An 18,200-nucleotide genomic window follows, 5' to 3' on the forward strand; every position below is an offset into this window, starting at 1 on the left:
AAGAGACAGGTCCCCGCCTTGGTCCTCCTCCCGGTAGCCGAGAGGGACGAACTCGATGTCGACGAAATGCTGGGCGGCGGCGTAGCGAACCTCGGTGCCGCCGGCGACGCCTGGGGACGCGTCCGGGCAGGGGATGCCCGTTCCGGGCGCGACGTCGCCAGCATCAACCGCGATCACGAGCGAGGAGAGTGTGGCCCCGCGCAGATGCGCCACACTGACCAGGCCGCGAGCGTCGTCGCCCAGCTCGATCGCGTACGTGCTCGGGTTCGTGGGGCCGGCCACCTGGGCGTACATGCGGGTGGAGAACACGCTGGTGTCCTCGGCCAGCGCAACCCACGGGGCGCCGCCCGAGATGTCGATGTCGTCCACGTCGCCGGTCGAGGTGACCCACGCCAGGAGGATGTCTCCGGGCTGCACGCCGTCCGGGGCGTCGATCAGGTCGAAATCCCCGATGGGGGTGACCGACACGGATCGTGGTCGGGCGGTGCCCGCCATACTGCCACCCCCTCTCGGGTCAGCTGACGGCGTGCCGCCAGAACGTCTCCATGCCGGCCGTGCCACCCGAGTCGCAGGTGAACAGCAGCCGGTTGGGGCCTGGGTCGAACACGAAATCCTGCACGGAAGCGCTGCCCTCGACCAGGTCGTTGAGGTGGTTGGTGTCGCCGATGGCGGCGGTGCCTTCCTTGACGTCGATCACCAGCGTCTGTCCGACGCCGATGACGGTTGAGAAGGCGATCACTCGGTCTGTGGTGAGGTTTTCGACCTGGACGCCGGATGCCGGGCCAGGAAAACGGAGCTCGCCGGGCGTGCTGTCGTTGCCGTTGTTGAGGATGGCCGTCTCGACGTCCTTGGCGATGGTGAGGGAGGACCGTACGGGGTCGTAGCGGCGCGGGTCGGACGCGATCCACTGCAGGGCGCCAGACATCAGGCCGAGCCTGGCCTGCCGGTTGATCGGGCCCGGCAGCCGCTCGGACAGGTGGGCGCGCACCAGCCACGGCTGCACGTCATCCCAATCCCAGACGACCAGCCAGCCCTCCTCCTCCGATTGTGCGGGGCCGGTGGCCATCACCAGGTCGTGCACGACCTGCCCCACCTGGCCGCGCGGCGCCTTGATCAGGGTGGCCCAGTTGATGGCCCGCTCGGCCGTGTACGGCTGACCCGGATACGAGCCCGAGGAGTCCGAGCGTTCGACGTTCCCGGAGATGAACGGCGCCGAGTCGACCCAGCCCTGCAGCTGCTGCCAGCTGTAGGGGGTTCCGGCCCCGAGGAGGAAGCCGTTCCATTCGATCTGGCCCGGCCGTGTGATGGCGTCGCCGGGCAGCACCGGCACGGTCACCGCTGGCGTCGGCACGTCGGCCAGGACCTGGACGGGTGCGAGGGTGACCTCCGCGCTGGCCGAGATGCTGGGCGCGTACAGTTGCGCGATCGCTTCGATCGCGTTGAGGGTGACGTCGGCGCCGACGTTGATCAGCGGGTCAGGAACATCGGCCGCCGCCTCGACGGTGGCGGGTGCGACGAGTTCGACGTCCTCGGTCGTTACGGATGGGGCCGGGACGGCGCCCGCGACTGTGACCGTGTCGGGGTGCGCCTGCGAGCCGGCGTTGAGGGCCGGGCCGGGCACACCCGCACCGGCCGGGACGGTCGCCGGGACCGGGGCGACGGACACTGCCACGGTCGGGGCGGGGAGGGAGGCGAGCGCTGCCACCGTGTCGGGGGTGGCGGTGGCGTCCAATCCCAGCACCGGATCCGTGTCAGCGGTTGCGCCCGCCCCGCCAGAGAGGGTTTGGCCGTTGCCGCTGTCGTCCGTGGTGGACGGTCCTGCGAACCGGTAGTAAGCGAACAGGTCCGCCGTCCGGGCGGGCGCGTACTGGTCGTATTCCGCCTCAAGCTGGGCGCCCGTCAGGGCGGCATCCCAGATCTTCACCGCGGAGAGGGACCCGTCCCACCACTCGTCGCCGAACACCGACTCGCCCAACCGAATCCGGGTGATGTTCGTGGAGTCGTCGGTCGTGAACGTCTGCTTGGTGAACGACGCGTCGCCGAAGGCGCGGACTCGGCTTGTGCCGGTCGACCCGTTGACGCTGATGCCGACGAAATACCAGACGCCGAACTCCAGCATGCCGAAGTCGACGAACGGGACGGTGGCGTCTGGAAAAAAGGTCAGCGTCGTGCCATCGATGTCGGTCTGCAGCACCTGGTAAGACGTTGTGGAGTTGTTGTCCACGCACCAGACGGTGGAGTAGTTCTCCCTGTTGGCGCCCAGCTTTACCCAGCAGGTGATCGTGAACGCCGTGGTTGCGCCGAGGGTGACGGTGCGCGTGTAGTGCTGGCCCGCAGCGTTGAACCTGACCGCCACGCCGACCTCCCTTTCATGAAAAAACCGCCCCGGAGGCGGCGGTGAACGGGCGTGGACCAGGGGCTTCTACGGCGGGGTGAGGTCAAACATGACGAGCCCGTTGCTGTGCGGGGTGACGAGCAGGGTGCCGTCGGCAGTGTTCACCGGGCTGATGGTGACCCCGAACATGAGCGGGTCGCCGGCGACGGCGGCGGCGTACACGTCGATGTGGGCGACCCCCGACAGGGTGCTCTCCTCCCACTGGAACGCGTTCGAGGAGAACCGCATCACGCCCGCGCCTGGCCTGGTGAACGCGGTGCCCTCGACGATCTCGCCGCCCGCGTCATAGCCGGTGCCGACGATCTCGTTCGTCGTCGAGTACGCGGTGTCGTTGTTGTAGTCGGCCGCGGACGCCCGCGTGCTGTTGTACAACGCGGCCTGGTGGTCTTCGGCATCCCAGCTAAGGGTGAGCGCGGTTTCGAGGATGTCCTCGAACGTCGGCAGATACACACCAGAAGCCATCAGCCCTTGTCCTTCCTGGCGGTGGCGCGCGTCCGCGGCGCCACGGTGATGCTCGGGGCGGTCACGTCCGCGCTACCGGGCGGCAGGTCGGCCGGGACCGGATCGCCGGCCACGACCCCGCCGAGCGCCTCCAGGTCCCGCCTGAGCGGTATCGCGGCGGCGGTGAGCGTCTCCAGCTCCTGGCGGGCCGCCTTCAGCGCCTGCTCGACCTCGGCCCGCGCTTGCGGGTCCTCGCGGGCGTCGTTGTCACCGTGCTTGACCAGCATCGGCCCGGCGAGGATCTCCTGCAGACGCGGGATCGTCCGCGTCTGCAGTTTGACGATCTCCGCCTCACGACGGAGCCACGTGCGGGTCTCCTCCAACCGCTCGGCCGCGGCCTGTTTCACCGCCTTGGCCTCCAAGATGGTGGCCCGGTTGCCGCCCTCCAGGGCCGCCCAATACGTCTCCTTGGCCGCATAGAGCGCCTCCTCGATCGGCGTGCACGCGTCCTCCAGCGCCCGCACCGCCGCGCGGGCGCGCTGGCCGTGGCGGACGATCCTCTTCGCCATCTACCTGTACTCCTTGCTGATCGTGACCCCGGTCCACGGGGAGACGCTGAAGTGGGGCAAGACAATGTGCGCGTCCTGCCCCGACCAGCGCATGCGGATCTTGTTGCCAAGCTGATCCGTGACCACCTTCACCCAGTGGCCGGTCAAGGTGTCCCGGTACTCCCGCACCACGGGCTTGACCTGGTGCGTCCAGCCGCGTGGCCTGGCCTGCACCGACTTGAGCCGCCTCAAGTCGGCCTCGCTGTACCCCTGCACAGCCACCTGCTGCCTCCCTTACGCCAGGCCCTGAGCCAGGACCTTGAAACCGACCTTGCTGCCGATCTTGTCGATGTCCGGTTCCTCCCGCACGGTCGAGCCGGACATGTCCACGTTCACGACCACCCCGCCCGAGGCAGGCCGCTGTGACGTGGGCGGTGTGTAACCGGTCATAGGGGCGATCGATTCAGCTCCGAGAGCCAAAGCGGGCGGCATGTCTGCGAGAGCCGGCATGCCGTCGACAAGGCCACCCCTCGCCGCCTCGGCGACCTGGACCGCAGCTCTCTTAGCGGCGTCGACTGCCACGGAGCTAGCGGAGCTGATGCCGTTGGCGAGACCCTCCATGGCGTAGGAGCCGATCTCCATGAAAACGCGGCTCGGGCTCTGGATCCCGAGCAGGCTCTTGGCCGCGTCCACGGCGCTATCCACGACGCCCTTGGCGGCGTCCACGACAGCGCCGGCCATGTTCTTGATGCCGTTGATGAGACCCTCGACGAGATCCTTACCGGCCTGAAGTAGCAGGTCGCCGAGGTTCCCGAGCCCAGAAACGATCTTTTCGGGGAAGCCCTTGATCCAGTCGATCAACTCGGTCCACCGCTTGATCGCCCAGTCCTTGGCGGCACCGAACCACTCGCTGATCTTGTCGGGCAGCTTCCCAAGGTTGTTGACCAGCCACGTGATCGCCTCGGCGATCTTGCTGATGATCTCGGCGGCGAGCTTGACGATCCACGTGATCACGGTGGTGATGATGCTGATCAGCTTTGTGAAGACCGGCAGGACGGCGCCAAGGATCGTGCCTACCAGGCTGGTCAGGATCGAGATGATCGGCGTGACCGCGCCGACGATCTCAGCCAGGGCGGGCAGCAGTGGCGACAGCGCGCCGAGGATCTCGCCGAACGCGCCGACGACCTCGGCCAGGATCGGCACGACCGCGCCGATCAGATCGACGAGGACGGGCAGGATCGCCTCGATCAACGGCAGGAACGCGCCGACGATCTCAACGACGACGCCGATGATCGGCGTGAACGCGGGCGCAAGCTTTGTGAAGACGCCCGCTAGCTGGGTGACCAGCGGCATCACCGACTGCACCGCGCTCGCGAACGCGCCCGCGATCATGGTCACGATCTGCGTCAGGATCGGGAACAGCGGCGCGATCGCCGTGACGAGCGCCTTGAGGACGGTCACGAATGCCCCGCCGATCACGGTCGCGACCTGCGTCAACACCTGAATGATCGGCGTGAGTGCAGGCATCAGCGACGCGATCAACCCGGCGACCATCGTCAGGAGCGGCGCCACCGCCTGTACGGCCTGCACGAGCACGCCGCCGAACGCCGCCGCGAACTGGCCGACCGCAGCGAGCACTGGCGACAGGGCAGTGACGAGCGTGGACAGGGCCGACGCGAGCGCGCCGCCGAGCGCGGCGATCAGCTCGCCGATCACGGGGATCAGCGGCGCGATCGCTGGCACGAGAGCGCTGATGATCTGGCTCGCGAGCTGCGCGATCGGCCCCAGCAGGGGCGTGATGGCGGTGAGGAACTGCCCGAACGCGCCTGCGATCGTCGAGATCGACGGCATGATCGCCGTGAGCGCCTGCGAGAGCGCGCCGACGAGCGCCCCCGCGACCTGCGTAAGCACCGGCAGCAGGGCAGACGCGAGCGTGGCAGCGAGTTGCAGAACGGGCGGGATGATCGGCAGCAGTGCTGCGATGAACTGCGCGAATGACGTGACGATCGGGCCAATGACCGGCTCCAAGGCGGTCAGGGCACCGCCGAGCGACTGCGATAGCGCGGTCGCGATCGTCTGCAACCCCGCGAACAGCGGGCCGACGAGCACGCCTGCGAAGTTGACGAACGCCGCCAGCAGCGGGCCAAGCGCCTGGAGCAGACCGCCGATTCCGGTGACTAGTGCCCCCAGCAGGTGCCCGTTCTGCGCGAACGCGGCCGTCACTGGGGCAAGAGCCCCGGCGAGTTGTCCGCCGAACGTGCCGAGGCTCCCCGCGACACCGCCGAGCTGTTCCGTGGTGACCCGGACAATGCCTTGTACGGCAGGCAGCAGCGGGCCGAGCATGGCCTGCACGCCCGTCGTGAACTGCCCGAACAGGGGTGCGATCGTGGCGAACATGCCCTGGAGGGCGGGTGCGATCGTGCTAGAGAACGTCTCCTTGACCCGTCCCGCCACCTGCACGAGCGGCCCTTCCAGGACCGATGCGGCGTCGGCGAGATCGCTCTTGACCGACTTCTGGAGCCCCTCGAATGCGCTCTTGACGCGCTCGGACTCCATCGCGGCCCGGATGCCGATCTCGGCGATCTGGGTGGTGACGTTTACGTATGCCTTGGCGAGCCCGGCCGCGATGCCGACGCCCGTCGCGCCGAGGCCCATGAGAGCGCCGCCGCTTGCCACCGCTGCCCCCGAGATGAGAGCTGCGGACTTGGCGGTCGTTGCCATGGCCGTACGGGCACCGTTGAGCGTCTTGCGCAGGGCAGTGTCGTCGGCCGTGATGTATGCGACCAGCTCGCCGATAGTGAGCGACACGGGGGATCACCCCCTCGTGTCACAGCGTGTTAAGGAACGACCTAGCGGCCTCGCCGTGCAGTTCGACCGGCTCGTTAGCGGTCACCTGCCGGTAGAGGCTTTGCGTCGAGAGCCCGCCGAGCAGCACGCGGAACTCCCACAGGGGAAGATCGACGATCTCGTGCGGGCCTAGCTGGTACTCGCGCCTGAAATCGGCCTGAATGATCAACCAGCGCCGTTTGATCTGGTCTAGCGGCCCCGGCGCGTGCGCGCTTTTCCCCCGGCCTCAGCCTTGGCCTGGTGCAGGTTCTTCACCGAGGCGAGCGCCTCACGGAAGCTCATCGGCTTACCCGAGGCGTGCGCGATCGACCAGGCGAGCACGGTCTGGAACTCGGGCAGCCCCATGCCGCCGTCGATCCACTGCTCGACGATCTCCTTGCTGTAGAGGTCGGCGAGCAGGCTCGTCACGTCCTCCATGCGGGACGAGTCCTGGAGCAGCTCGGCGCGGCGAGCGAATCGCACGGTCAGCTCGCGCGGCACCTCCACCTCGACGCCCTTGATCGTCTCGGTGCGCCGCTCCTCGGCCGCCTCGACCTCGGACCAGAACTCATCCCACGAGTCGTAGGTCTCGGCCTGCGGCTCGTCGTGCTCGTTCTCGGGGTAGGTGTACGTCACGCGCCCGCTCCCTCGGTCTCGACAGGCTCGGTCTCGGACTTGCCGCTCTTGGTGATCGTCGCGGACCATGAGGTCTTGTCGTTGTTGCCGCCGCCCTGCTCGCCGAGCGTGACGGTGCAGGTCCAGATCTTCCAGTTCGGATCGATCGGGTGACGGAAGCGCACGCGGGTCAGGGAGTCGGACCCAACGGCGTCCTCGCCGGCCATCGCCTCGACCCTGGCGCGGCCGGGCGGCAGCGCGCCCGTCAAGTCGTCCTTGAGCATGAGGCCCTCAAGCTCCATGCTCGCGCCGCGCTGCATGATCTCCTGCTCGTACGAGCCGCCCGACTCGAAATCGGTCGTCTCGGCCGTCTCCTCGTTCTCGCCAGGGTTCACGGTCACCGAGGTCAGCCGCTCGACGCGCAGCCACGCCTCGGGGGCCTCGTTCTCGATCTCCATGATGATGTCTCGGGCGTTGATGCGCCGCTGAGCCATTACGCCTCCTAAACGCGATTGGGCGTAGGACGATCAACGTCCACGCGAAAGTTCACGGTGAATTCAGGGCGGCCCTGCTCGTCCGGGCCGATCGGGTACGGCCCTGACTGAGTGCCGATTGCGAGCTGCAACCACGTCCCGCCGGCCAGCGCGCGGCGGCCGACTCCGTGGAGTCGGTCGTAAACGTCTTGGGCGCGCTGCTCGGCCACGCGCACGTCAACAGCCGGGCCACGCACGCGCACCTGGATGTATGGCTCGTCCCACGGGTTGCCGGCGTCGGACTCGCGGCCGACGTACTGCGCGACGGCGAGCGCCGAGTCAGGCGACGGCGGTAGGAACGTGTGGAAGATGTCGCCGCCCGGCAGCCCGTCCTCGCGGTAGGTGCCGAGTCCGAGGTCATCGAGCAGCGCGCAGATCTCGCCGACGAGCGTCATGCGAGCGCCCGCCTGATCTCGGCGGCCACGATGTCGAGCAGCTCGTCTCGGCCCTCGGTCAAGGGCTGCTCCAGGTATTTCGCTTGCCGGCCTGCGTCGTGCTTGTAGGTCAGGTCCTCGTGCTGGCGCACGGCGTACGGCGTGTCATACGAGACGACGCCGGTCATGCGGGACTCGTCAACGCTCGCCGTGCCCGAGATTTCGAGGGTGTGCTCCTCGATCGGCACGAGCTGACGCGACCTGCCGAGCAGCTCGTCTGCGGCCTTTTGCAGACCACGCACAGCCGCTTTGCGAGCGGCGGCGTTGGCCAGGTTGCCCGTCCATTTGAGCTTGAAAGACTGCGGCACGTCCGCCCTCCTCTCGATCAGGTCAGGGCGATTTCGAGGTGCGAGGGCACCGGGAGCTTGCCGCCGTCATGCGTCGTCGTCGTGATCGCCTGCGCCTGAGTGCCGTCCGGGAGCGTGACCCGCGACAACGGCGGACACGTCACGCCGAGCCGGACGCGCAGCGTCGTCTCGGAGACGACCTCGGAACCCTCAGCGGAGCGCACGAGCCGACGCCGGCCATCGACGAGCGCCCGCACGGTGACGGGCGCCGCATACACCGGGCCGTACGCGCCCGACCCCATGTAGGGCTCTATCTGCACGTCGTGGCCCATGCGATCGAGCAGCCAGCGCGGGATTCCACGCCCTGCCATCACGGCCGCCAGGTGCCGACGCCGTGGCGTAGCAGCCCGGCCCCGCCGAGGATCTCGACGGCCTCGGGGGCGATCCGCGGGTCGCTCGGCGTGCCCGAGCTGCCTGTCGCCCGAGAGAAGCTGATGCCGCCGGCGGACACGTTCGTGTAGTCGCCGCCTGCTCCGGTGCCGTCGTCGCCGTGGTCGTCCCACCACTCGACGAGCGCACACGCGGCGTCGCGTAGAGCGTCGGCGTGCTCGGGCTCGGTCGGCATCCCGGCCGGGTCCACGGGGTAGACGGCGGTGAGCAACAGCCGGTTGTCGATTAGGCGTGAGGCGCGAGCGAGCAGCCGGTCAGCGTCGGCGGGTGGGTCGTCGCCGGTCCAGTCGGTGAGATCGTCGGCGGTGGCGTAGACGCGAGCCATTGATCACCCCTTTTCTCTCGTGGGGCGCCGCGCGGGGGCAGCGGAGAGCCGCCCCCGCACGGGGCTAGGAGCGAGGCTTGGCGGCGGGCTTGGCCGCCGCCTGCTTGGCGTCGTCGTCCGTCTTGGCCGGCGTCTCTTCGACCCGCTCGACCGTGTAGCCGCGCCGGGTGAGATACGCCAGCTCGCGGCTGGTGATCTCGTCGTCGCCGACGCGGGCCACGCCGCGATTGAACGCGACGTTGCCCACGACGCCGTTGTATGACCGCTCAGGGGCGGTGATCTTGTAGTGCGCCACGATCAGCCCACCTTCACGTTTCGCATGACGCCGCACGCCTTGGAGTTCTTGAGCACGACGGCAGCCGGGCCCATCTCCAGCTCGCCGACCTTGACCGCGCCAGCGGTCGTGAAGTCGGGCAGCCACGTGCGCACGAACGGCCGACCCGCGACCGTCGCGCCGTGGAACGCATCCAGGCCGAACGTGATCGCGTACAGGTCGGTGACGTTCTCGACCGGGGCAGCGCCGATGGTGCGCTGCTCGACCGGGACGATCGGACCCATGCCGGTCGCGGTGTCGCCGGCGTCGATCAGCACCCAATCGCCGTACGTCTCGATCTTGCGGCCAAGGTCGTCCTTGGTGCTCGTGTGCATCGACGCCCAGCGCGCGAGAGCACGCAGGCGAGCGATCGAGCGCGTGTTACCGACGATCGCCTTGGTACCGGCCGGGACAGCGCCCGGTGCGGCGGCGTCGCCCGAGCCGACCCGCGACGGGATGATGCTGGACAGCCACTCGTCGAGCTGGTCCAGTCGCTTGTTCGCCTCGTCCTGCGTGCCGACGCTGGCCGTGCTCCAGTCGGCGTAACCGGTTTCACCCTCGTCCGGGACGTACTCGGTGGAGCTGCCGACGAGCAGCTTGTCGAGTCCGTCCCAGCCGTTGGTGTCCACGGCCACGTCACCGTTGATGATCTTGTTCTGCAGGTCGGTGGTCACACCGACGAGCAGCTGCGACATCTGGAACGAAACCTCGTTCGTCGCGGCCGGGCCGAGGTCCGAGATCACGCGGTCCACGTCGAACGAGCCACCGAACGGCTTGAGCTGCACCGTCCGGTGCTCGCGCTCGGCCTGGGTGCGCGCGTACTCGGCGTTGATCGCACGGAACGCGCCACCCCGCGCCGTCTTGAGCAGGGTGTAACCGTAGGTGAGAGTCCCGCCGCCCGCGCCGGGCGTCACGGCGTCGTCCCAGACCATCTGATCGGCCAGCCACGAGTACCGGCGCAGCGTGTCGATCACCGCGTGATCGATGTCGTCGCGGGCGTTGATCTGCGCCATCGCAAGAGTGATAGCCATTGCGGCTCCTAACGTCCGTAGTGATTGCTGATGGCCCCGGCCAGCCCGGCGGCGCGCTTACCGCCGCCGCCTGGGGCACCGGGGTTCTCGACGCCCGACCGCTTCGGGGGCGTCTTGGTCTCGGCGGCGGCCAGCTTGGGATTCGCCTTGACCGCCGTCTTGATCGCGTCTGCCACCGCATCGGCGAACCCGTCGTCGTCCGGGTCGAGCGCGGCCACGGCCTTGAGAAACGAGCGCGAATCGAGCAGCGCCGAGGCGTCGCCGCCGTGATTGCCGGCGGCCCGGTAGACCTCCAGCTCGACCGTCTTTTCGCGCAGCGCCGTCTCGGCGCCGCCGAGCTTGGCCGTGAGCTGGTCGGCGAGCTGCTTGGGGTCCTCGCTCTTGGACTTGAGCCCGAGCAGCTCGGCGATCTTGTCGAGCTGCGTCTTGGCCTCGGCCTGGGCCTTGTCCGCCGCCTGCTTGTTCTGCTTGGCGCGGTTCTCGTTCTCGCGCGACTTGCGCTTCCAGAACTCCAGGTCGTCGCCGCTCTTGCCCTTGCTGGCGTCGCCGTCGCCCTTGCTGGCGTCGTCGCCCGTGCCGGCGTCGTCGTCGGCGGGCGGGTCCTGCTGCTGGCTGCCGTCGCCCTGCGGGTCCGTTTCGGTCCCGTCGTTGGCGGGCGGCGTGTCGTTCTCCGAGGAGCCGCCAGCGATCAGGCGGATCGGGCGGCCATCCTTGCGGTAGCCGATGATCTCGCCGGGCATGGTGGCAGGGATGTGCATGTGGATCTCCCGTTGCGGGTTGGTTGGATTGCCCGTTGCGGGCATGGCTCCGCCCGTTGCGGGCGTGAGAAGTCGTTGGGTGCGGCGCTCTACCGGCGGGCCGGGAGCAGCCATGTGCGGGGCTCTAAGGCGGCCACAGCAGCCTCACGAGCCACTCCAGGCACGAGTGCCTTAGATGGCGGCGAATGCGTCTCTACGGCGACTTGAGCGCGTTGTGGCGTGAAGGGGGCGCAGAATGCAGAACGCCCCACCAGCGGATAACACCGGCGGGGCGTTCTGCCTCAAGACGCAGGCGGCGGCGCATCCCCCAATGACGCCGCCCGCGCCGAGCTACTCGCTATCGAGGTAGTACATGGGCGCGTACAGCGACGGATCGAGCAGCGACGACGCCGGACGCCCAAGGCTGTACGCGCGGCGATGCACCGCCCACACGTACGCCCCGGCGCGCGAGGTCTCGCGGTTCGGCGGGTCGGCGTGCAGCCACCCGGCCGCCCGCTGGTCGTCCGTCCACACGTGCCCGAGCACCCGGCCGCCGGGCTCGTCACGCAGCGCGCGACGACGCACCGGCCCCTCGGCCTGCGCCGAGTACGTGGCAGGCGCGGACACGAGCGCCGATTCCGGCGTGTCGGCGAACCGCTGCGACATGCCCTCGGGCGGCTGCTCCGACATGGGCCCTCCCCCTGGTCGACGGTGGTGCCCTCATCCTGGCGCAGCTAGTACCCGAGATAGGCGTCGCCGTACGGGTCAGGCGTCCAATCCGGCCCCGGCGTCCACCCGTCCGGCACAACCTCGGCTTCGATGTACCAAGCGCCGTCACGGCGGTACACGTCGTGAATCACGTACTCGGTATCTCGACGCAGCATCAGCTCGCGCTCGTGCGGATAGTGCGACAGCGGGATCATGTTGACCGCCTCGTGCCCGGCCGGCACACGCAACATCAGGTAGTACAGGCCGCTGAACGCCGCCCGCTCGCCGACGCTGGTCGAGAGGTAACCCGACTCCTTGCGCACCTGGCCGACGAGCGCACGCATCCCGGCCTCGTCGTTCGGCTCGACGCCAAGCGTGTGCTTGTACGGCCCGCCGACGCCGCGATGCACGATCACCGCCTCTGGCACGTGCGTCTGCTGCATGCCGGCGTCGATCAGGTCGATCAGGTCCTTGGTGCTGCCGGTCGGCGGCGGGTTACGTAGGGCGGTGTTGATCCGGTCGTATGCGTTGCTTGAGTACGTCTTGATCGCGTCGTACTCTTCGCCCCGGTTGAACTTCGGCAAGGGCATCTCGCTGTGAATCCACGCGACACCCTCATCGTTGGCGTAGTGGCGCACGCCCTGCCGCATGCCGGGCGGCCTCGGCCGGGCGGCACGCGCCGCTAGCTCGCGTTCGAGCGCCCGCAGCGCCGCCGCCCGCAGCGCCGGGTCCTTGACCTGCCCCAGACGGCGATTCGTCGTCGCCTGCGGGTCGTCGGACAGCGCGAGCTTGCCGGCGAACTTCTGGTGTGACTTGCTGGTCTCGCCCTTGTCGGCCAGCTCGTCGAACAGCTTGACGGCGGCCGCCCATTCGGCGCGCTCGTCGTCGCTGCCCTCCAGGTTGACGAGCCGCTCGTACAGCGGGGCGTACGACAGCGCGTCGTGGTGGTCGAGCAGTCGCGCCAGCGTGACCTCGCCCGGCGCGGGCGGGGGCGGCTCGGGCTCGGGTGCGGGCTTGGGCCGCTCGGGCGTGATGTCGGCGAGCGTGAGCTGACCGGGCACCACCTGCTCGGCGCGGCTCTCGCCGTCGAGCGTCGGCGGGTTGGACAGCAGCGGCGTGGCGTCGCCCGCGATGTCGAGCTGGCCGGCGGGCGCGAGATTCGACACCGGCCCGCCGGCCGGGCCGCGCGAGTTCGGGACGTTGCCCGCGCCGATCGCCTCGCGATAGCGCAACCGCTTGAGCTGCGGATTCGCGGCCAGGTGGTCGCGCATCTCGCGCTGCCACTCACGCGCCCGCGCCTCGGCCTGCTTGCGCGCCTCGGGCGTCAGGGCGGCCTCGGCGCGGGCCTTGTACCGGCGTATGTTGCGCTCGATCTCGCGCTGCCTCTGGCGTGCCTTGTCGCCGTCCGGGTCGGCGGTCGGCTGCTTGGGCAACCTGGTCACGCCCGGCAGGTACGCCGACACCGAGTGACGACAGTTCGGGTGATGCAGCCCCGCCTCCTGCGCGGCGCGCAGCGTGGCCACCACATCAACGGTGACCATCTCCTCGTCGCGGGTCGCGTGCTGCATCTGCACCTGGCCCGTGGTCACGCCGTCGATCGAGAGCACGCGGCCCTCGAACGGGCGACACAGGGGGCATTCCTGCGTCACGTCGGAGACGTAAACGAGGTTGATGCCCGTCCCGAGCAAGCGGTGATTCTGCGCCTCGATCGCCGCCCGCGCGGCGTTGGTGCGCGTGACCATCTCGGCGTAGCTGGAGAGCTGCCAACGCCGATTGGCCTTGTCCGTGAAACTCGTAACGCCCTGGTCGACGAGCCGCTGCCACACCGCCTGTGCGGCCTGCCTGCGCGTGAACGCACCCGACGCGATACGCGCCGCCGATTCCGCCTGCACCGCCCGGTAGGCGTCCTGCACGTCGCGCAGGATGTTGGCCGACACCGCGCCGAGATCCTGATGCACCGCCTTGGCGATGGCCTCGATCGTGGCCGCGTTCGGCAGCACTTCCTTGGCCGCGCCGGCACCTTGGCCGATGCCCGACTTGGGGAACCATGACTTGGGCAGGTCGGCGAGCGCGTTGCCGAACCCGTCCGCGTAGGCGCCGGCGATCGCCTGCCGGATCGTCGTCGCGGCGTTGGCGTTGAGGACGCCCAGGATCGTTTGCGCTGACCTGCGTAGTTTGGCGAGCGCGTCGCTCTTGTCCTGCTGGTAGGTCGTGCCGAGCCCGTCCTTGAGCCGCGCGGCGATCGCCCGGTTTACGGCCGACTCGACACCCCGGTACAGGTCGGCCACCGTGGCGGCGATCGAGTCGAGATAGAGCTGATCGATCGCCACGGCGCACCCCCCGCCATGCGCTTACGCGGGGTGACGCCGCGGGTTACGCTGCGGTGTCCTCGTCGGGCTGCTCGTCGTCCTGGCCCTCGTCGGCGAAGATGTCGCCGCTGGCCAGAGCGTCAGAGACAGGCCGAATCGCCAGAGGGTCGCCCACGGGCGAGCCGCGCTCGGCCTTGATCCGCTTGACTTCCTCCGTCACCTGGGTCTCGTCCCAGTCCGGGTGGAGCAGAGCGACGATGACCTCGGTGCTCGCCGCCTCGGCGCGGCGCAGCACGTCGGCGGTGTTCGCCAGCGACAGCATGTCCTCGGACACGGAATCGCCGAACTGGACACGCGGCCGGGACGGCTCGACGGGCGTGCCGAACATCTCGCGGTCGATCGCGAGCAGGTTTTCGATGCGGGCGGCCACGCCAGGCTGCCAATAGCCCGTCTTCTTGTCGCGGGTGATCATGCTGCGCCGCTCGCGCGCCTTGACCTCGGTCGCCGTAGCAGCGACGTCGCCGGTTTGGCCGAACGACTGCGCGCTATATCCGGCGGTGCGCACGATCTGCGTCATCAGGTGCTCGGCGGCGGTCAGGTGGTCGTTGACCCTGATCGCGAACTGGTGCGCTTGCAGCTCCATGCGATCCGCGCCGGCCAGCGCGTCAACGGCCTCGTACGCCTCGCGATCGATGAACGTCGCGCCCTGGCCCGCGCCGAGATTCTCCAGGTACGCGGACGGCACGACCAAGCGGCCCTTGCCGATGCGCACGTCGCGCATCAGCGACGAGTACACCTCGTCGAGCGCGTCCATCAGCGGTTCAGCGCCCGCAAAGTCGGAGCGGCCGAGCGGCGCGGCGGCCGGGATCGCACGCCACACCCTGTTCGGGCGCATGTTCGGAATGTAGCCCGCCGTCAGACTGGGCACGCCGGTCTCGATCACGTCGCCGTCCGTCAACTCGTCGGCGATCGGCGCGGTCTCGTGGTGCTCCGTGAGCGGGATGCTGCGGCCGAGATCCTCCTGCGTGCCCTCGTAGAGCGCGTGATGGATGGCGCCCGGCTCGTGCCGCTCCAGATGCCGGATGACGGTCTTGCCGTCCGCCGCGATGACGCGCCAGAACGTGACCGCCGTCAGGACGCCCCAACGCCACTCGGGCACCGCCGCGTCCGGGTGGACGGCGGACAGCCACGGCCCCTCGGGGCGGATCTCGCGATCCCAGCAGGTGCGCAGGTAGACACCGCCGAGCGCCGCGCACACCTCGGCGGCTTCCAGCAGGTCGGCGCGCAAACCGTTGTCGGCGAGCGCGTCGAGCCGCTCCTGTGTGGCCGCGTGCTCGACGGTGAGCGTCGGCGGCTCGCTGAACAGCAAGTCCGCGCTCGTGCTCGCGATGTCGCCGGCCAGCGGCAGGTGCAGTTTGCTGCGGCGGTCCCCGTGCGCGACGGGCTCACCCCACCACCAGCGAGCGACACGGCCAACGACGCCGCCCCTGTACTGCGAGGGGCGGTTCACGAGCCGCCGGCGTGACGTGTCGTCGAAGCCGTCCGCGCGTTCGCCGCCGTAGAACACGCTGAGCTGGTCGGCGTCGCCCGAATACCAGGCGGACCACTCGGTGATCTTGTCGAGAATCGGGCCTTGTGCGGTGGGCGGCCAAGCGCCGCCGTCTGGCAACGGCATGGCTATCTCCCTCCGGTCACGTGCGATCGCTGATCAGGTTCGCCATCGCCAGCCACGAATCGGCGAGCGACTCAAGGCGCTCCATCGTGGCGAGATTCGTTTCGCCCTCGGCGTTGCGCAGGATGCGCGCGGCGTTGTCGAGCGCCTCGTCTGCGGTGATGCTCACGGGCTGGGCCTCCTACAGGAACAGGTGGGTGTCAGCGACGGCGAGCGCGATCGAGGGCAGCCCGTAGAACGCGCGCACGGACGAGAGCGACGCGCGCAGGCCGGGGAGCGCGTCGAGCTGGACGCGCACCGCCAGGCACACGGACGGCCAGGCGTCGGCCGGGTCCGACTGCCAGGACCCTTGTATGCGCGTGGCGTGCTTTTCGATCGCGCGCCGTAGAGCGGTCAGGTACTCGCGCCACATGTCGGGGGAGAGTTGCCGGTCTGGGTCGCCGGCAACGACGTAGAGCGTCGTCATGTCGGCGCCCCCGTGCTGCCTGTGCGCTCGGGCCAGTGCCAGGTGCCGCCGCGGTGCTCGTCCTCGCTCTGGAGAATGGCCCGGTTGAAGTGCAGGCCCTCCGGGTTGAAGACGGCGAGGTTGACGTGCCCGACGAACTGGCCGCCCGGCCCGTGCTGATAGGTGTCCACCTCGGTCACCACCGCCGCCCGGCACACGCTCGGGTACTCGCCGCCGGGGGTGCCGTACGAGACGTAGTGGACGATGCGGCCCACGCTCGGGGTTGGCGTCATGCTGCGGGCTCCAATCGCGCTTGGGCGAGCCGTGAGCGCCATACCTGCTGCGTGGTCTGGATGGCGTAGCGCATGGCGTCGAGCCCGTGGTCATCGGCCTTGATCGGGGAATCCTCACCGCGCTCGGCGGCTTTCTCATCCCACGAGTAGCCGGGGAACTCGTTGATGAGCGCCGTGCACGACTCGTGGACGAACAGGCGGCGAGTCGCGAGCAGCGACGCGACGGTGCGAATGCCGGGCAGCACGGTGTTCTCGCCGAGCACTGATCGGACGCCGTCGCCGTGGAGCTGGATGCGGAAGCTCGCCGCGCTGGGGTCTACCACCGTGTAGCGCGGCGAGATGCCGGTCAGGTCGGTGCCGTAGACGGGCGCGGTCGAGAGCCAGGTGCGTAGGCGTTCGCTGTACTCGACATCGGTGAGTTGGCGGCGGCCGATCTTGCTGTCGTAACGGTATTCGTGCGTCAGGTAGAGGCGGCTGTCCGCGCCGAGTCCGAGGATCGTCGCGTGGAAAGGGTTCGTCGTGCCGTAGTCAATCCCGGTGCTGATCCACTGGTCGATGCGCGGCAGCTCGGCGACGACATGCGTGTCTGGGTCCCACGAGTCGTAGACGACGCCCTCGGCGAGACACCATTCGCCGGCCACGAAACGCCGATACCAGAGGCCGGTGTACTGCGCTTTGAGCCGATCGACGTAATCCGCGGTGAGGCTCGGGTTGTCGTCGAGCGTGAAATGCCAGTGACGCATCCCCACCTCGGGGGCGCGCAAGATGAACTCGCGCCGCATCCAATGGCCGGGGCCGTCCGGGTTGGTGGTGGCCAGCAGCTTGGCGCCAGCGACGCGCAGACGCGAGAGCAGCATCATCCAGAACGAATGCGGCACCAGCGTGGCCTCGTCGACGTACGCCAACGCCACGGTTGCGCCTCGGATGCGGCCCTCCGCGCGGGTGTCGGACGCGCCCACCAGGTGCACCGTGCGGCCGAGAATGACCGCAGTCGTGCTGCCGGTGGTGTGATGCACCTGGGCGGCGAGCGGGCCGAAGAGTGCCGGCGACTGGAGCGGGTCGATCAGGTTGCGCTCGATCGTCTGCAACGTTCTGCCAACGACGACGATCAGCCCCGAGTCTGGGGCGGCAGCGACGGCGATCAGGAACGCCAACAGGCTGGCGATCGTCTTGCCGGACGACACCGCCCCAGACCAGAGCGCGAGCTGTGGCGTATCCATCGCGCCAACGATCGAGCGGATCTGCTTGGGCGAGAGCACGGCAGTCACAGCGTCGAGGCTGATCATCCGCTCTCGTCCTCGGCGGCCTGGTGCTCGTCGTCGTTGCCGAGGTGGGCGGCGACGGCGCGTAGCCCCTCGGCGAGCCCGGCAATCATGCTCTTAGCGCCGTCTGCGCCGTGGTCGCTGTCGACGGCCTCCAGCTTGGCGGCGGTGGTCGCGGCCGAGCTGACGGACTGGATTAGTGCCTTGACCTCTTGGGCGGGCGGCTGGTCGAGCTGGGCGGTCTCGATGCCGTTGCCCGTCGTCGTCGTCCACGAGTAGACGGGGGCCTCTAGCCGGTCAAGGATCGTCTCGATCTGGCCGTATAGGCGGGCGATGATGCCGAGCCGTCGAGTGCGTGCGTCGGCCTGGGCGGCGGCGGTGGCGGCTGCCGTCTGCGCGGCGCGATCCCAGGTGAGACCGAGCCGGGCTGAGACGCGGCTGATGGTCGATGGGGCGCGGCCGAGCGCGCGGGCGACCTCGTTGCAGCTCGCGCCATCGGCGTGCATGCGGCGGATCTGGGCGATCTCGTCGTCGCTGATTGGGCTGCTCACGGGGCCTTTTGCACCTCCCCCTGGA

Annotated in this window: 24 protein-coding genes; all 24 read right to left on the reverse strand. The window is 69.2% G+C overall.

What is annotated here, in order from left to right; all coding sequences use genetic code 11:
* Nucleotides 1-495, reverse strand: a 495-nt coding sequence (locus ITP53_RS11230) for a hypothetical protein (protein ID WP_195895291.1), incomplete at its 3' end; no start/stop codon positions are given.
* 19 nt (nucleotides 496-514) lie between these two features.
* The gene (locus ITP53_RS11235; protein WP_195895292.1) at nucleotides 515-2,356 is read right to left on the reverse strand and encodes a LamG-like jellyroll fold domain-containing protein; all 1,842 of its coding nucleotides are present in this window, start codon (nucleotides 2,354-2,356) and stop codon (nucleotides 515-517) included.
* A gap of 66 nt (nucleotides 2,357-2,422) precedes the next feature.
* Nucleotides 2,423-2,857: a hypothetical protein gene (locus tag ITP53_RS11240; protein WP_195895293.1), complete on the reverse strand. Its 435-nt coding sequence runs from the start codon at nucleotides 2,855-2,857 to the stop codon at nucleotides 2,423-2,425.
* Nucleotides 2,857-3,405 carry a hypothetical protein gene (locus ITP53_RS11245; RefSeq protein WP_195895294.1) on the reverse strand — a complete coding sequence of 183 codons (549 nt, stop codon included), beginning with the start codon at nucleotides 3,403-3,405 and terminating at the stop codon, nucleotides 2,857-2,859. Before ITP53_RS11245 ends, ITP53_RS11240 begins: the two co-directional genes overlap by 1 nt.
* Nucleotides 3,406-3,666 carry a hypothetical protein gene (locus ITP53_RS11250; RefSeq protein WP_195895295.1) on the reverse strand — a complete coding sequence of 87 codons (261 nt, stop codon included), beginning with the start codon at nucleotides 3,664-3,666 and terminating at the stop codon, nucleotides 3,406-3,408. It abuts the gene before it with no gap.
* Nucleotides 3,667-3,678: 12 nt separating this feature from the next.
* Nucleotides 3,679-6,192 (reverse strand): phage tail protein, encoded by a 2,514-nt coding sequence (locus ITP53_RS11255; RefSeq protein ID WP_195895296.1) that lies wholly within the window; start codon nucleotides 6,190-6,192, stop codon nucleotides 3,679-3,681.
* 19 nt (nucleotides 6,193-6,211) lie between these two features.
* Nucleotides 6,212-6,400 carry a hypothetical protein gene (locus tag ITP53_RS11260; RefSeq protein ID WP_195895297.1) on the reverse strand — a complete coding sequence of 63 codons (189 nt, stop codon included), beginning with the start codon at nucleotides 6,398-6,400 and terminating at the stop codon, nucleotides 6,212-6,214.
* A gap of 20 nt (nucleotides 6,401-6,420) precedes the next feature.
* On the reverse strand, nucleotides 6,421-6,846 hold the full coding sequence (locus ITP53_RS11265) for a hypothetical protein (protein WP_195895298.1): 426 nt from the start codon (nucleotides 6,844-6,846) through the stop codon (nucleotides 6,421-6,423).
* On the reverse strand, nucleotides 6,843-7,319 hold the full coding sequence (locus tag ITP53_RS11270) for a phage tail tube protein (RefSeq protein WP_195895299.1): 477 nt from the start codon (nucleotides 7,317-7,319) through the stop codon (nucleotides 6,843-6,845). Before ITP53_RS11270 ends, ITP53_RS11265 begins: the two co-directional genes overlap by 4 nt.
* 8 nt (nucleotides 7,320-7,327) lie before the next feature.
* Complete coding sequence (locus tag ITP53_RS11275; protein WP_195895300.1) at nucleotides 7,328-7,753, reverse strand: minor capsid protein; 426 nt, start codon at nucleotides 7,751-7,753, stop codon at nucleotides 7,328-7,330.
* Nucleotides 7,750-8,100, reverse strand: a complete 351-nt coding sequence (locus ITP53_RS11280; RefSeq protein WP_195895301.1) for a hypothetical protein — start codon at nucleotides 8,098-8,100, stop codon at nucleotides 7,750-7,752. Before ITP53_RS11280 ends, ITP53_RS11275 begins: the two co-directional genes overlap by 4 nt.
* A 17-nt stretch (nucleotides 8,101-8,117) precedes the next feature.
* Nucleotides 8,118-8,450 (reverse strand): hypothetical protein, encoded by a 333-nt coding sequence (locus ITP53_RS11285; protein WP_195895302.1) that lies wholly within the window; start codon nucleotides 8,448-8,450, stop codon nucleotides 8,118-8,120.
* On the reverse strand, nucleotides 8,450-8,854 hold the full coding sequence (locus ITP53_RS11290; RefSeq protein ID WP_195895303.1) for a head-tail connector protein: 405 nt from the start codon (nucleotides 8,852-8,854) through the stop codon (nucleotides 8,450-8,452). The genes ITP53_RS11285 and ITP53_RS11290 overlap by 1 nt, the downstream gene beginning before the upstream one ends.
* A gap of 64 nt (nucleotides 8,855-8,918) precedes the next feature.
* Nucleotides 8,919-9,149, reverse strand: a complete 231-nt coding sequence (locus ITP53_RS11295) for a hypothetical protein (protein ID WP_195895304.1) — start codon at nucleotides 9,147-9,149, stop codon at nucleotides 8,919-8,921.
* Between the two features lie 2 nt (nucleotides 9,150-9,151).
* Nucleotides 9,152-10,198, reverse strand: coding sequence for a major capsid protein (locus tag ITP53_RS11300; protein WP_195895305.1), 1,047 nt, complete (start codon nucleotides 10,196-10,198; stop codon nucleotides 9,152-9,154).
* Between the two features lie 8 nt (nucleotides 10,199-10,206).
* On the reverse strand, nucleotides 10,207-10,956 hold the full coding sequence (locus tag ITP53_RS11305; RefSeq protein WP_195895306.1) for a hypothetical protein: 750 nt from the start codon (nucleotides 10,954-10,956) through the stop codon (nucleotides 10,207-10,209).
* A gap of 330 nt (nucleotides 10,957-11,286) precedes the next feature.
* Nucleotides 11,287-11,625 (reverse strand): hypothetical protein, encoded by a 339-nt coding sequence (locus tag ITP53_RS11310; protein WP_195895307.1) that lies wholly within the window; start codon nucleotides 11,623-11,625, stop codon nucleotides 11,287-11,289.
* 44 nt (nucleotides 11,626-11,669) lie between these two features.
* The gene (locus ITP53_RS60220; protein WP_195895308.1) at nucleotides 11,670-13,973 is read right to left on the reverse strand and encodes a phage minor capsid protein; all 2,304 of its coding nucleotides are present in this window, start codon (nucleotides 13,971-13,973) and stop codon (nucleotides 11,670-11,672) included.
* A 43-nt stretch (nucleotides 13,974-14,016) separates the two neighbouring features.
* Entirely contained in the window at nucleotides 14,017-15,627 is a 1,611-nt protein-coding gene (locus ITP53_RS11320; protein ID WP_195895309.1) for a phage portal protein, read from the reverse strand.
* A 16-nt stretch (nucleotides 15,628-15,643) separates the two neighbouring features.
* The gene (locus tag ITP53_RS11325) at nucleotides 15,644-15,793 is read right to left on the reverse strand and encodes a hypothetical protein (RefSeq protein WP_195895310.1); all 150 of its coding nucleotides are present in this window, start codon (nucleotides 15,791-15,793) and stop codon (nucleotides 15,644-15,646) included.
* Between the two features lie 12 nt (nucleotides 15,794-15,805).
* Nucleotides 15,806-16,090, reverse strand: a complete 285-nt coding sequence (locus tag ITP53_RS11330; protein WP_195895311.1) for a hypothetical protein — start codon at nucleotides 16,088-16,090, stop codon at nucleotides 15,806-15,808.
* Nucleotides 16,087-16,362, reverse strand: coding sequence for a hypothetical protein (locus tag ITP53_RS11335; RefSeq protein WP_195895312.1), 276 nt, complete (start codon nucleotides 16,360-16,362; stop codon nucleotides 16,087-16,089). The genes ITP53_RS11330 and ITP53_RS11335 overlap by 4 nt, the downstream gene beginning before the upstream one ends.
* On the reverse strand, nucleotides 16,359-17,648 hold the full coding sequence (locus tag ITP53_RS11340) for a PBSX family phage terminase large subunit (protein ID WP_195895313.1): 1,290 nt from the start codon (nucleotides 17,646-17,648) through the stop codon (nucleotides 16,359-16,361). The genes ITP53_RS11335 and ITP53_RS11340 overlap by 4 nt, the downstream gene beginning before the upstream one ends.
* Nucleotides 17,645-18,175 (reverse strand): helix-turn-helix domain-containing protein, encoded by a 531-nt coding sequence (locus ITP53_RS11345; protein ID WP_207755849.1) that lies wholly within the window; start codon nucleotides 18,173-18,175, stop codon nucleotides 17,645-17,647. The genes ITP53_RS11340 and ITP53_RS11345 overlap by 4 nt, the downstream gene beginning before the upstream one ends.
* Nucleotides 18,176-18,200: the final 25 nt, after the last annotated feature.

This window comes from Nonomuraea cypriaca, assembly GCF_015645445.1.
In the GTDB taxonomy this organism is placed as follows: Bacteria; Actinomycetota; Actinomycetes; order Streptosporangiales; family Streptosporangiaceae; genus Nonomuraea; species Nonomuraea cypriaca.

Coding starts and splice junctions, on each gene's coding strand:
- ITP53_RS11240 (WP_195895293.1), bottom strand. CDS start 2,857: ATGGCTTCTGGTGTGTATCTGCCGACGTTCGAGGACATCCTCGAAACC.
- ITP53_RS11245 (WP_195895294.1), bottom strand. CDS start 3,405: ATGGCGAAGAGGATCGTCCGCCACGGCCAGCGCGCCCGCGCGGCGGTG.
- ITP53_RS11270 (WP_195895299.1), bottom strand. CDS start 7,319: ATGGCTCAGCGGCGCATCAACGCCCGAGACATCATCATGGAGATCGAG.
- ITP53_RS11275 (WP_195895300.1), bottom strand. CDS start 7,753: ATGACGCTCGTCGGCGAGATCTGCGCGCTGCTCGATGACCTCGGACTC.
- ITP53_RS11285 (WP_195895302.1), bottom strand. CDS start 8,450: ATGGCAGGGCGTGGAATCCCGCGCTGGCTGCTCGATCGCATGGGCCAC.
- ITP53_RS11290 (WP_195895303.1), bottom strand. CDS start 8,854: ATGGCTCGCGTCTACGCCACCGCCGACGATCTCACCGACTGGACCGGC.
- ITP53_RS11300 (WP_195895305.1), bottom strand. CDS start 10,198: ATGGCTATCACTCTTGCGATGGCGCAGATCAACGCCCGCGACGACATC.
- ITP53_RS11305 (WP_195895306.1), bottom strand. CDS start 10,956: ATGCACATCCCTGCCACCATGCCCGGCGAGATCATCGGCTACCGCAAG.
- ITP53_RS11310 (WP_195895307.1), bottom strand. CDS start 11,625: ATGTCGGAGCAGCCGCCCGAGGGCATGTCGCAGCGGTTCGCCGACACG.
- ITP53_RS11320 (WP_195895309.1), bottom strand. CDS start 15,627: ATGCCGTTGCCAGACGGCGGCGCTTGGCCGCCCACCGCACAAGGCCCG.
- ITP53_RS11330 (WP_195895311.1), bottom strand. CDS start 16,090: ATGACGACGCTCTACGTCGTTGCCGGCGACCCAGACCGGCAACTCTCC.
- ITP53_RS11335 (WP_195895312.1), bottom strand. CDS start 16,362: ATGACGCCAACCCCGAGCGTGGGCCGCATCGTCCACTACGTCTCGTAC.
- ITP53_RS11340 (WP_195895313.1), bottom strand. CDS start 17,648: ATGATCAGCCTCGACGCTGTGACTGCCGTGCTCTCGCCCAAGCAGATC.